This window comes from Methanomethylovorans sp. (assembly GCF_041447285.1).
In the GTDB taxonomy this organism is placed as follows: Archaea; Halobacteriota; Methanosarcinia; order Methanosarcinales; family Methanosarcinaceae; genus Methanomethylovorans.
The window spans coordinates 1-13,709 of sequence record NZ_JBGMEB010000016.1; the positions used below are offsets into that span (position 1 = coordinate 1).

Consider the following 13,709-nt stretch of genomic DNA (forward strand, 5'->3'; position numbering starts at 1 on the left):
TCTGCTTTAATTCTGATTTAAAAATCAGATGGACTGTACTTTTATAAGGGGAGGCATTATACACCTATGAGGTCATAAAAAAGGATGATTATTGCTGTAATAGAGAGGGAATCTCAGAGGACCCTATAACTTACATAGTAAGGAGTGGTTAAATGTCAATACTAGTCCATATCGACATTCCTGCAGATAATCTAGAAAAGGCAAACGATTTCTATTTGAAACTTTTTGGCAGGAAGGTAGAAAAGGTTATGGGCCATGTCGAAGGTCCAGATGAAGACATAGGAAATATAAGTGGCAGTAAAGATATATCATCATATATCGGAGTGCATTCGATAGAAGAATATATACAGAAAATAGAGTCTTTAGGCGGAAAAGCCCTTACCCCAAAAATGGTAGTTCAGGGGTGGGGATATCTTGCCATCTGTATGGATAATGCGAATAACATTTTCAATCTCTGGGAGAAAAGCCTCATTCCAGACAGCCAGCCCGAATGGTTATCAAGCAGTCCATAAAGAAGCAACCATATATAAGTTCATCTTGTTTTTTGATCTCCTATATTTACTTTCATCAGTTTTTGCTCAAACACAAGTTATCCTCAATTGCAAGTATGATTGTGCTGGCATAGAGGCTGTTTCGATGAATGTTGAATGATTAATCGCCAATTGAAGTTATAATATAAATCAAATATATGTGGGCAATCTTAATAGCCCATTAATACACATGCCGGTTCATCAGGAAGTGATGTGTATATGGAGGTTGAAAAAACTAGTGCATCCTTTCTTACAGCTATCTTTGGGTTCTGGGTACTTACTTCTGCTGCTTCAAAGTTTCAATTTTTTAAATTTAGATGTATGCTATCAATGGAAGTCAAATGATGAATGAATTTAGAGAAAAAGAGTATCTACTAAATTGTATTAAGCGTTTGAATAGGGTTCCTGAAAAAATTCTGCAAAATGGTCAGTATATACCAATTTCAAAAACACGAATCCTCAATCAAAATAAACAATTAATAAAATATATTATATTAAATGCATCACCTGAAGTGCTACTTAAGTATGGATACCAAAATTAATACACAGGCAAATCAATCAAGAAGCAAGACATGTTTATTGAGTAGAAAAAATAATCTTGGATTGAGCATTTCTGATTCTGAATTTATAACATCTGTGTACGGTATTCTAAGCAATGTCCTTTAACTGAAAAACAATTGGTTCCTTTGTATAGTCAATGATTATACATCCATTACGACACGGAAACCCAACACATTAACTCCTGTATCAGCATCAAGTTCTCCACGGAAAGAACTCTGGCAGATGTTTGGTCCATCGATCCAGCTACCGCCTCTTCCAACTCTCAGAGTGGTGTTTCCTTCTTCCCAGGCGCTTCCATCCTCTGGTGCACCTTCATAGCTGCTGTGCCATAAGTCCTGTGTCCATTCCCATACATTTCCGTGCATATCATATAATCCCCATGCATTGGGTTTTTTCTCTCCGACCGTATGAGTGCTATCATTGGAATTAATAGCACACCAACCGTAGTCATCAGACCATCCATACCTGTCTAAAACAGCAGTATCATTAGTGAATGAAAACTCAGAGGTAGTTCCAGCTCTGCAGGCATACTCCCATTCTGCTTCCGTCGGTAGCCTATATTTATTCACTTTTTCCTTTTGATTAAGCGCTAATATGAAGGCCTGTGCATCTTCCCATGTTACCTGTTCCACAGGCAAATTGATTCCTTCAAAATAAGAAGGATTTGTTCCCATCAGCGCATTCCACTCTTCCTGTGTGACTTCATATTTAGCCATATAGAATGGTTTTGATATTGTTACCTTGTGCAGCGGATCGTCGAAGCCTACCATCGCTGTTGAATTTGAACCCATATTGAATTCTCCGGCGGGAATGAGCACAAATTGCATGCCTATGGAATTGTTATAAGCGAGAGGAATATCTGATTCATTCTCTATACAGCCTGACAGTAGTGTAATAGATAAAAGTAAAAAAGTGCAGAACCATATTTTTTTGATTGAATACGGAAGCATTATTATTTCTCCGCAGATTTAGCAACAGTGACATTATAAAAAATCTGTTTTTAATTAAATACTCAATAACTACGAAATATATAACAAACCGGCTTCAATGTACCATGAATTAAACATCGTAAGGGATTTTTACTGGAAATAATCTATATGTTTTAAGCTGAGTTTTTAATCAACTTCCATACTTCCTTCGATCTTAGCTCCATCATAATTGCAGCGAGTGTTTATTATTCCCTGAAGCATAGGTTTATAGTCTGCATCATCATCCTTCGAAAATACAAAAGAACCATGGTATTCAGACTCATTTTTTGTCATGTTCTTTAATGATTTCATGCTATCCCTTCATTTGACGGATTTCTATTATTGATGGAAGAAGGATACACATTGAAGGATATATATTTTGTACAAATACTATTAATAGATAACTGCAAGATATAGTGTTCTATATAGGCAATTATCGTGTAGATTTTTTGTTAAAATCTGTTGATACTTTTCTGGCATTCTCTTCCACATAGGCGATATTTCGAAATTTAAGAAATGATCAGTTTCATAGCATAATCTGGGGAGTTGTTAGAGAGCTCTTTATGTATCCATGCATCTAAACGCCCCTCTTAGCTCCTATATAGTCATATATGAGGTATATGTTTCACATGGAAATATTGTGACAAGAGATATACATTACATAAGATATCTTTCCCAGCACTGATTATATGATCTCAGGAGAAAATGTATGGAATCCCGAAAGGTTCAGGTTACAGGCAAGTCAACATATATAGTTACCCTACCAAAGAAATGGGCAAAGAAAGCAAAGCTGGAGGGAGGAGAAACTGTTTCTATGTCGTATCTTGATGACGGCTCTCTGGTGATCGCCCCGCCGGACTGGAAACATGCGGATCGTAACGTAAAGATTAGTTTTGACGATAATGTAAAGAGACTTAAACGTGAGATAGTTGGCATTTACATTCTTGATGAGTATACTTCCATTGAGATTATTGGAAAAAATCTCGACAAAGAAATGAAAAAGGAAATAAAACATCTCTGTAAAGGCCTGATAGGATTTGAAGTGGTAGAAGATATTGATGACAGGATGATTATCAACGATTTTCTTGAAAAGGAAGAACTAACCATATCACGTGCTCTTAAACGGATGTCTTCTATTGTTTATCTTATGATGGATGAGCTTGTAATTGCGATGCAGGAACAAAATGAGGATTTTTTCAATGATGTCATTTCCAGAGATGACGATGTAGATCGAATGTATCTTTTAATATCCAAACAGTATATCAGCAGACTTCACTTGCATCCACCATCTAAAAAAGATAAGCTGAGTCTTATCGAGTCTTTTTATTACCGTATGGCAGCAGAGGATGTAGAAAGTATCGCAGACCACGTGACAAAGATCTCAGCAATCTGCAAGGAATTATCTCTTAACGAAGAACAGAGGTCACTGATCTGCCAGCTTGTTCAGAGTTCACAGCGATATTTCGTGGATATCATCGACATTTTCAGGCATGTTGAAAAGGAAAAAGCTCATTCGGTACTTGACAGCGAAATATCCAGTTCGAATGATCTGCTGGAACTGAGGGATAATGCAGAGCCGGAAATAAAAATAGTAATTGATAGCATTAAAAGGATAAGGGAATATGCAAAGAAAATCACTGAATATACAATCGATCTATCACAATTATAAAATCATTCCTTTATTCCTTTGCATTGCTCTGTTGATAGATTACTCCCTTACTTTCCACTTTGCAGGCAGTTCTGAGAACATATTGAAATATGAGTTCAGTCCCTTGCTCGTCTATGCCCTGGAAAATGATTTTGTGATTCCTTATATGCTAATTACTGCTTCATTCTACTACTTTGCCGCTTATGCCGTTCTGGGTCTGCTTCACGGCAATGAAGTATACCCTATAGGAGTTGCTGTTATTCTGCTCATGAGCATTACTCATGTTCTGGGAGGTCTTTCCTGGTACGTGCTGAAAGAAACTTACTCCAGTGCTGTACTGACCCTTTCACTTATATCTGTGATAATGACCATTACCCTTTTTGCATACGAGGTAATTCGTAGTGGAAATCGATGATATGATTTCCCTGTTCTACCCCTTGCTATATAGTGTCTATTAGGCTATGTATTTCCTTTGTGCAAAGGTTTTATGGTGGCAGGCCTAGGTTCATTCATGAAGAAGATGATCAGTTTGCTGCTGGCATGCGTGTTATCCTTGTTCACATTCTATTCAACATGCTGGTTTTCACCTAACGGTTATTTCAATTTCATCATACCTATTGTATACGTTGCCATATTTGCTTACATCCTTTTCATGTACTTGCTGTATCACCGCCTCAGGAACTTACCTGTAAAAATAGAGACCTGTAAAAAGCAAGATAGTAACATCTGATGAACTGCCATAAATGAAATTGCAGGATATGTATATCATGAAAAACGCCGGGCTTTGTATCAGAGCTATCCCTCTTTTGTTGTTGATTGCTATATTCCTTTCCATGATGCCTCTGGCAATGGCTTCATACGTTTCTCCTAACAGTAGTCTGGAAACAGATACTCAATGGGTGAGCAAAGAGAGTCTTTCATTGCAATGGGGAAAAGCACAAAGAGTTGACATTAATGGTGTAACCTATACTTTAAGAGCCGATGATTTTGATGTTGGCATGAAGGCTGCAAGTATATCCATCGAAAAAGAAGGAGAGATTATAAGAGAGTTTCTTTTTGCAGACCTTGAGTCTGAGAGTTATCTTATCTGGGATTATGAATTTAAAGTAGAACTTACTGATGTGACTGAAGACGGCTCCAAAACCCCTTCTGCAAGTGTTACTGTGTACGAACGTGGGCTGCCTGAATTGAAAGTTGCTCTTTCTACAGAGTCTCAGACTTTTGGAGTGGTTTCTGTGTCTGAAACACAGTATGCCCCAGAAGAAGATAGACTGATCAATGTGGACGTGGAGAATATAGGAGATGCCTGGGCGGAGAACCTGCTTCTTACTATCGATGTCGGTGAAGTTGACCTTAAATCCTACAAAGATTTCGAGTTACGTGATGGAGTCCTTAAAAAGCGTCTTGAATGGATGGACAAGGGAGAATCACAAAGTTATAATTTTACGGTTATTTTCCCGGAGTGGGACGGCGTCACATCACCTTATGCAATCAATTATACAATAAGTGCGATATTATCGGGCAATGATATTAAAGATGAAGCGTGTGAAGGCAATGCATCTTTGAACTTTACATGTACGGACCCAGTGCTTAAGGTAGTTTCCTTTGTGTCTAAAGAAGAGCTCAATATGACTCCATGGTATATTGAGGACGTGACCGTTCATGATGCGTGGGAAACCACTACTTTCAGAGTGGATATTTATAACCAGGGATTCTATACTGTAAACAACCTGGATGTTACTTTTCCTGAAATCCCCAATGAGTTTCTGGTGGACAATATATTTGAGAGTGGTAATCCACAGGTGATATCTAAAAAGGACCCATACTATATCTCCAAAAAGCTCGTGCCCATTCGTCAGGGTAGTTTCAATATCAACACAACTGTTGCAAAGGTTAATTTCTTTGGTAAGAACTTTACCTGGGAATCTGAAAGTAAGGCTATCAACGTACATGGTGCTTATGTGACCTTAGATAAATCCCTTGTGCAGAATGGTTCTGGATATGATGTGGTGCTCACATTGAAAGATGACGGAGACCGGGCTGCCTGGGTGAACATTAAAGATTATGTACCCTCTGTGGTAAACTATGTTGAGGGAAGCTTTGAGAAGAGTCTCCCTGATAGCAATAGGACTTTGAGCGATTGGGACCTTACCGCCACGATTTCTTCTGATGGTTCCCATTCCATTGGCGTTCAGGGTGTGCTGCTATCTCCGGGAGAATCCCTCGACTTTAGTTATCGTATCGAGCCTGATGAGGCTCCTGATCTTCCATATGCAGAATGTGATTTCAAATCTCTTGAAGGTTACAAGGGAACAATACGCTCTGCGTTCTTTGTAGCCGGTGCTCGAGTAGAGCAGAATTATGATGTCGTGACCGGGGAATGGATCGCAGGGCAGGCATCAGCGCCCGAAGCAACTGATATAACAGAGGAAACTGCCTATTCTCCTACTGACTTTTCAAATACATCAGAAGATGATCCTTTTGAGATTATATCTGTAGAAGAATCAACTCCTGAGCCTTCGTTTTTTGGAAGTGTCCTGGAAAAGATAAGCGGAATGTTTGATTCTGTGGAATCGGGATTAAAAAGTGTCTTTGCAGGTGTAAACAGCACGGTTGGACCTGCTATTTCCACTGTGGAATCTGTTGCGGTTGATGCTGTAGAAAATTATCTGTATATAGTGATCGCTGTTGTCGCTATAGGTGCTTTTTTAATAGTTGTCACTTTGATGCAAAGGTGAAACGCCATTCTTTTAACCGATTCTATATATATGTATATAGTACTATTAAATCTGCATTCATTGGCTTTATGTATCCTCAAATTATATTATTAATTCGAAGGATGCATATCCTGAGTACGGCTGAACGAATATCACAACCTGTACGATAAACATGGATACAATGGCCTTTGATGGCTCATGCAACCCTAATCCGGGTGGTTGTATGGGGATGGGATGGGTAGTTACACTACATGACAGTTCATTTTCAATACTCGGAAACGACCGCCATGAGAAAAGCGATTATAACAATGCTCTTTTTGCAGAATATCTTGCTCTTAAAAAAGGTATGCTTGAATATGTCAGGGCTGAGGGTCAAGGTCCTCTTAAAGTCCTTGGCGACAGCCAGACCGTGATATACCAGATGCGGGGCATTTATGCTGTAATGGATGATGAAATCAGGGAAATCCATCACGAGATAAAGAATCTTATTAGAGAGCATGAGCTTGATATTTATTTTCAATGGATACCCAGGGCACAGAATCATAAAGCAGATAAGTTATCTAAAACCAAACATAAGGTCAAACTTGTTTGTCCCAATAGCAGAACATGTATTGCTGAAGTTGGCAGCATAAGGATATCCAAAAACCTCAAAGCAAAGATTTCTGACCTTAACTCCTGCAAAACGCCAACCTCTCTGATGTTCAGGAAACTGCATCCCGGATCAAAGGACATGTTTTCTGAAACACGATTCCATGAACTGCAGGAAATGGCAGGAGCGCATGCTACAAGTATAGCATTAAGGGAATTTCCCGGTGTCAGCAGGAAGAGTAAGCATTGCCAGGCGGAAGCACTGAGGTGGATGCTCAGAGGGCTTGCTGTAGATCTTGCCATCGAGAAGGTAAGATCAGATATCCTAAGAAAGGATAACAGAAAGAAGAACAAGTCTAAGAGAAATAAGGATTCAGAGCAAAAAAGAAGTAAACAAGCTAGCAATGCCAGATCAAAGTACTATTTCAATGTCAAAAGACGCATGTATTACCAGTAAGTGTGTTGCTATGGTCAAGAAAAGATATATATGCTATATATTTTTAGTTGATTACTATACTTTATTTTCATAAAATAAATATACCAATGTGGCTTCTTATCACCTGACGAAAGATAAGGAGTAAAAAATGAGAAAAAATGTATACAACAATGAAAATGAACATCATAAAAGAACATGCGGTTTTCATGATGTAACCAAGGGCCGTATAGATAGATCCTGCACTCCTGAAGAGCTGGAGATCTATTGCTTTATGATGGGAGGAATTCTAGGGAAATAAGATAAAGAGTCTCTTCATTGGGTTTTTACTCAATGGGATACTACGTGCAGTTTTTTATAGAGGCTCTTCGGATTATTCTCTGTGAATAATTTTATGAGAGAAAAATAGCCGGATGAGCTTTTTAACGCTAAGTAGTTAAAATCAGTTTTATGTTTAAGCATATCGCAGCAAAAGTATTCAGTATGATAATTGTGGGTACGCCTACACCTCAAAATGAAACAACAAAAGTCGGTTATTATTACCCGAACTTCGGTATCGATTTATCGTTATACCAAGAAAATAATCGGCGCCTATTACAAATCATACGCTACAAGCAGGCTTGCAGAAGGAGAAAATACAAATGGGGATTGAGAATGAACATAATTGTAACCTGCTACAATTGCAAGCATGATTTTTTTGCAACTATTGGAATAAACCAACATGTCAAGAGATGTCCCAATTGTTTCAAGTCAAACCGAGTGAGAACAATAATTGATGGAAAGGCTTTAGGTGAATACAACTGTTCTGCTGCTAAATTTGAATCTTGTTATGAGCATAACGTCGTTTTTAAATGACAAAGAAGTCAAAATGTTATTCTCTGATTCATTCACTATACCTCCATACAAATTATCAGGGGATCTCAGAGCCCCGCCTCTCGCTACAATATATTCTTTGATAGGTCTACTTTTGATTACCTGATGCGCTTTCATCTAAAATATCATTATCCTTATACAATTATGGGCAGATGGATCGCAGTAGACCAAAACTACTCAGTCTTTAGCTGAACGGTAGTTCACTTTTTACCAGAAACTATTGAAACTGGTGGATATTTCTTGTTTTTTAAAAACTATACATAGAAATACGCATTATTAACTAGTTAAATAGTAAAATATATATCCTATCTCATATAATAGTGCAGTGAACTAAAATGATCCAAATTAGGAATTACTTAGCGTTTTTTAGGTGAAAGAGGAATGAGAAGCAGGCATAGAACAATTTTGATTATTTTTTTCACAATTGCGATTACAATGGTATCAATCTTGTCATGCGGTTGTCTGCTTTTAGAGAAAGAAAAGGCAGTAAAAATATCTCTTGAATCTACCGGCAATGTAATGTCATCCAATGAAACGACACAGCCTTTGCGCTTGGGAGTTTTTTCAGTGGCTTCTCCTAAGACAACGATGGAGTATTATGAAGGACTTAGAGATTATCTCTCTAAAGCCACAGGAAGAGAAGTTGAACTTGTGCAGCGGGATAATCCCCGCGAGATCAACTATTTGCTGGGAAGCGGTAATCTTGATATTGCTTTTGTCAGGGAGGACGCATATTATGACAGCGTGCAAAAGTTTGACATGAATATCATGGCAATACCAATCATTCAGGGGAACACTTACTACCAATCCTATGTGATAGTCCATTCAGGAACCAATATAGAGTCAATAGATGATCTTCGGGGTAAAAAATTCATTTTTAATGATTTCAGGTTCACGAAAGAGAAAGTGAAACCTGATTATATCGAAGTGGCCCTGTCTGAAATGAACGAAACACCATCGACTTTTTTTTCCAGTTATTCGTATAGTGAAAGCCAGGACCGTCTTATTGAGATGGTATCAAAGAAAACCGTAGATGGTGCTGAAGTAGATAGCTTCTTCTGGGCGTACATGAAGCAAAATTGCCCCCTAAATATCTTCAATCTCACAATAATTGATATTTCCCCTGCAAAAAAATCTCCTGCCATGGTGTATAATTCACAGATGGCTCCGGATGAATTGGGACTAATAAAAAACAGTATAGTTTCAATGCACAGGAATAAGGAAGGAAAGCAGATACTTGAAAGTATGGGATTTGACATGTTCATCCCGATGGACAATGCCACATATGAGACACTTGTATATGAATAAGTATGTCCGACTCCCCGGAAACATGTACACCTCAATATCAGGGGTTACAAAGAATAAGAGCATTCGTACTAAAATGATAATGCATTTTGTCATTATTACTCTTATTCTTGGCTTACTTATGGGGGTATATCTCAATTTTGTACAGAGCGGGATACTTCATGATGAACTTGAAAGAAATGGGGTCAACCTCGTGGTCCAGCTTTCTGAAAGCAGTATAAACCCCATGCTTACTGACAACTACGTGAATCTCCAGTGGCTGGTGGAAAATGTTGTCATCACAGAAAAAGACGTACTCTACGTGTTCATATTAGATGAAAATAAGAATGTAGTGGCGCATACTTTTCAGAAAGGGTTTCCTTATCAACTCCAGTACATTAACAGTCCGTCCTATGAAGCAGAGACACTACTTATGGATACGGAATATGGAATGGTGACAGATGTCTCCTATCCCATCTTAGGCGGAAAAAGTGGAGAAGTCCATGTGGGTATGTCACATGCACGTGTGAATGCATCTCTATTTAAGTCAAATGTTTTTCTGTTATTTTTTATTTTATTGCTGCTATTTGTTGGTACATGGGGTTCATATTATTCTGCTGCCAAGCTTTATTCTCCAATTGCTGCCTTAGAGCGAGGCGTAGTGGAATTTGGAAAAGGAAACCTTGAGCAAAATGTAGCTGTCAGCTCTGAAGATGAGATTGGTAATCTGTCACGTTCTTTTAATGAAATGGCGGGTCGTATCAGATCGTTGATAGCAGACAAAGAGCAGTATTCGAACGAAATACTGGAAACCAGGAACTATCTAAATACAATAATCTCAGGAAGCCGTGATGGGATCGTTGTCCTGGACTCAGGAACAAAGATCGAGTTCTGTAATGAAGCTTTCTTTGCTATTTCAGGCTTTACGAAAAATGAAGTGTTGGGGGACTGTATCTCATATTATATTCCTGCCTTCAAAAAACATCTCAGTACTTCATCTGTCGCAAACAAGGTAGGTCAACTAGCTGAAGCTAACATTATTACCAGGGATGGGTCTGTCACTCCTCTTTTTCTGAGTATTCAAAACATAGACTATCAAGGTGATCTGAAATATGTGCTTATAGCCAGGGACATAAGTGAACAGAAAGAGTTCGAATCCCTGAAGAATAATATTGTTTCAAATATCTCTCATGAGCTCAGAACCCCTCTCAATATCATGAGGGGTTTTATGGAGATCGCAATTGCCGAGGATGATAAGGAAAAACGAAATACTTTCCTTGCAAGAGCCATCGAAGCTGCAGACAGGCAGAACTGGATGATACAGGACCTTTTGGAAGTTTCTTCCATTTTGAATGGTACTGATAAGATCTGCCTTGCCGAGGTAAGCGTCAATAGCATAATACATGCTTCTCTTGACACCTTGAGGTCTAAGATCACATTTGCTGGTATCAAGGTCATTAATAACACCGAAAAAGATTACATGGCACATGTTGACCCGGAAAAATTGAAATATGCACTGCTAAAGATATTAGATAACGCGATCAAGTTCAACATAAAGAATGGAACCATAGAGGTTGGTACTAATTCGTATGGGGAGTTCGTGGAAATATATGTCCGTGATACTGGAATAGGCATCGATAAAAAGTATATTGGACGGATATTTGAAAGATTCTATCAAATAGACAGCAGTTCCACGCGTAAATATGGAGGTAATGGACTTGGGCTTTCCATTGCAAGAGATATTGTTCTGTGCCATGGAGGAAATATATGGGTGGAATCTGAACCCGGAAAAGGTAGTACATTCCATATTACTATCAAAAGGTATGTTAGCTCTCCTGCAATGGAAGTAACTGCTCTGCAGCCAGCAATCAATTGAACTTCAGGGATGTTTACGGGATAGATTGTTGATTTTAATAAATGATCTTAATAGTCCATATATAGGGATGACCAAAATACGATTGCCTATATATTTTCCTTTACGTATATACACTATTTGTGAAATCTTAATATAGCATCTCTCCTATGTACAGGTTGAGCGGTACAATCCGATGGCATGACTTGTAATCGCTCAAAAAACAGAAAGGAACGTAAACAAACTAGGACAACAACAACACAAAACCTCTGGGACAAGCTCCACTGAATGAAAGAAGTCTGGATAAGCAAGAGCCTTTGATATAGAAGCGGACCCTGGATACACAGAACATAAAAAACCCCTTTTCCAAAAGCGCCAATTCTATTTGTATTCAGGGAATATCCTTGCAGCGGAAAAAGGCTCTGGCCAGAGTCAACCCACCACTCTGGCAATAATCCTTACTTCTTTCAGATGGAGCTTTTCGGAGACTTTTTTAAACATGGGATTTGCTTCATGGTATTGTTTCTACAAGCAACTGAGTCGGTCTGATGGCTTCTTATATTGCTCTCTATACTGCCCTATATTTGTATTTCAGGTATATACTTTCTATGTGCAAACTTGATATAATTTATTCACCTCTTAACGATATGTGGACTTCGAAACAAGTTCGCTTTCAAACATGTGTACTTCTCGGAAAAATAGTAGGATAGACCTGTGGTACAAAACCACAGGTAGCACTACAACCCTGAATTGATGGTCAGACATAAACACATCTTTAATTGCTTCTGTACTTATCAGCCAGAGAATGTCTTTTTTTTATAATGATATTTGTTAGGAATAATCTGTCCTCTTCGTATTTTGAATACACGTGGAAAACATGCAGCTACTTTGATATTTATCTACACTGGGCGAAAAGTGCAAGGTCACACTCAGACAAGGTTTTTTCAGGATTTCGCATCACTTTTAGGGTTTATTTTTCGGCATCCTATGCTGTTATTATCTCTCCTATTTGTATGCAATTTAAAAATATAATATTAACTCACGGCGATTTATTTGAAATGCACTATGCACTGCCCTATATATCAACTATGCAATCTATAGATATATCTTAAATATATACATCCGTTGTGCAAAATTCATATAACATTCTTGCCCTCTACAGATTGAGCGGTACAAACCTAAGGAGTAACTAGGTATCGCTCAGGTGAATTAAATGATCAGAGAAATGATAAAGAAGTTATTTAATGACGATGCTGGTGTTTCACCCATCATTGCAACCCTCGTTCTTATCGTGGTTGCAATCGCCGGTGCAGCAGCAGTTGGTGTGCTCATGGGATCATTCTCAAGCGATGTTTCCAGCAGTTCCAGCTCCGAAGGTGCAGCAAATGGTGCATCAACCGAGCTCCTCATTGCAGGTTCAACAACAGTCCAACCTGTATCTGAAGTCCTCGCAGAGGCATTCATGAGAGAGAACCAAGGTGTAAAAGTAACTGTACAGGGTGGCGGTTCCGGTGCAGGTATCTCCTCAACCGAAATGGACATTGTAGACATTGGTGCAGCATCCGAGGATGTTGACACAGTCACAACACACCCAAAACTCCAGCAACACCAGATCGGTGCAAGTGGAGTTGTGCTCATTGCAAAAGGTGTAACCTCTACTACAGTTGTCACACCACAGGAAGTAAAGAATCTTTATAACAATGTATCCTCAACCGGTACAGTCAGTGCAGCAACTGCCAACACAGCAGCCGGTTTGACAGCAGCAGCACCAATAACAGTCTACCAGAGAGAAGAATCAAGCGGCACTGAGGAGACCTTCTCCAAGTGGGCAAGCAATTCCAAGACCTGGATGGATGATACAAACGCAACTGGTGCAAGTGGCAATGCAGGTGTTCTTAAAGCAGTAGAGGGCTCAAGCTGTGCTATCGGATTCGTAGACTTCGGCTTCGCTGAGGGCTCCACCAGCGCAACACTCCTCGATGTCGGTGCAGGAACTTCTGCTACAACCGTAAAGGCTGAGATTCTAAAAGCTCTGAAGGGAGAATCCAGCACTTTCCCAGCGGGTCTGACTAGGCCACTCAACTACCTGACCAACGGTGCCCCATCCACTCTAGAGCAGTCCTTCATAGACTTCGCAAGGCAGCCAGCTCAGGATGCACTCTTTGATGAAGTAGGCTACTTCTCAATGATCGATATATCCTAAACGTAAGTCAATGAGAACTATGATTTGTGTGTGAACACAGATCATACCCTTT

12 protein-coding genes are annotated in these 13,709 nt (G+C 39.1%); 10 read left to right on the top strand and 2 right to left on the bottom strand.

The genetic code is table 11. The features are described 5' to 3' along the window. Positions 1-152: 152 nt before the first annotated feature. A complete protein-coding gene (locus tag ACC612_RS09815) occupies positions 153-512 on the top strand; it encodes a VOC family protein (RefSeq protein ID WP_371854352.1) in 360 nt (119 codons plus the stop codon). Positions 513-1,231: 719 nt separating this feature from the next. Here ACC612_RS09815 and ACC612_RS09820 read toward each other — a convergent pair. Both ACC612_RS09820 and ACC612_RS09825 read right to left on the bottom strand, forming a co-directional pair. Beyond that, on the bottom strand, positions 1,232-2,041 hold the full coding sequence (locus ACC612_RS09820; protein WP_371854353.1) for a formylglycine-generating enzyme family protein: 810 nt from the start codon (positions 2,039-2,041) through the stop codon (positions 1,232-1,234). A gap of 165 nt (positions 2,042-2,206) precedes the next feature. Then, on the bottom strand, positions 2,207-2,371 hold the full coding sequence (locus ACC612_RS09825) for a hypothetical protein (protein WP_371854354.1): 165 nt from the start codon (positions 2,369-2,371) through the stop codon (positions 2,207-2,209). Positions 2,372-2,768: 397 nt separating this feature from the next. Between ACC612_RS09825 and ACC612_RS09830 the strand changes: the two genes are divergently transcribed. The 9 genes from ACC612_RS09830 (at position 2,769) to ACC612_RS09870 (ending at position 13,657) form a co-directional block, all read left to right on the top strand. After that, positions 2,769-3,728, top strand: coding sequence for a PhoU domain-containing protein (locus ACC612_RS09830; RefSeq protein ID WP_371854355.1), 960 nt, complete (start codon positions 2,769-2,771; stop codon positions 3,726-3,728). Then, positions 3,682-4,122: a hypothetical protein gene (locus ACC612_RS09835; RefSeq protein WP_371854356.1), complete on the top strand. Its 441-nt coding sequence runs from the start codon at positions 3,682-3,684 to the stop codon at positions 4,120-4,122. Before ACC612_RS09830 ends, ACC612_RS09835 begins: the two co-directional genes overlap by 47 nt. A 96-nt stretch (positions 4,123-4,218) precedes the next feature. Continuing rightward, on the top strand, positions 4,219-4,437 hold the full coding sequence (locus ACC612_RS09840; RefSeq protein WP_371854357.1) for a hypothetical protein: 219 nt from the start codon (positions 4,219-4,221) through the stop codon (positions 4,435-4,437). Between the two features lie 13 nt (positions 4,438-4,450). Next, entirely contained in the window at positions 4,451-6,445 is a 1,995-nt protein-coding gene (locus tag ACC612_RS09845; protein WP_371854358.1) for a hypothetical protein, read from the top strand. A 151-nt stretch (positions 6,446-6,596) separates the two neighbouring features. Next, positions 6,597-7,469, top strand: coding sequence for a ribonuclease HI family protein (locus ACC612_RS09850; RefSeq protein ID WP_371854359.1), 873 nt, complete (start codon positions 6,597-6,599; stop codon positions 7,467-7,469). Between the two features lie 127 nt (positions 7,470-7,596). Then, complete coding sequence (locus ACC612_RS09855; RefSeq protein ID WP_371854360.1) at positions 7,597-7,746, top strand: hypothetical protein; 150 nt, start codon at positions 7,597-7,599, stop codon at positions 7,744-7,746. Positions 7,747-8,699: 953 nt separating this feature from the next. Beyond that, positions 8,700-9,626, top strand: coding sequence for a PhnD/SsuA/transferrin family substrate-binding protein (locus ACC612_RS09860; RefSeq protein ID WP_371854361.1), 927 nt, complete (start codon positions 8,700-8,702; stop codon positions 9,624-9,626). A gap of 22 nt (positions 9,627-9,648) precedes the next feature. After that, on the top strand, positions 9,649-11,478 hold the full coding sequence (locus ACC612_RS09865; RefSeq protein WP_371854362.1) for an ATP-binding protein: 1,830 nt from the start codon (positions 9,649-9,651) through the stop codon (positions 11,476-11,478). Between the two features lie 1,189 nt (positions 11,479-12,667). Continuing rightward, complete coding sequence (locus ACC612_RS09870; RefSeq protein WP_371854363.1) at positions 12,668-13,657, top strand: PstS family phosphate ABC transporter substrate-binding protein; 990 nt, start codon at positions 12,668-12,670, stop codon at positions 13,655-13,657. The last annotated feature ends 52 nt before the right edge of the window (positions 13,658-13,709 follow it).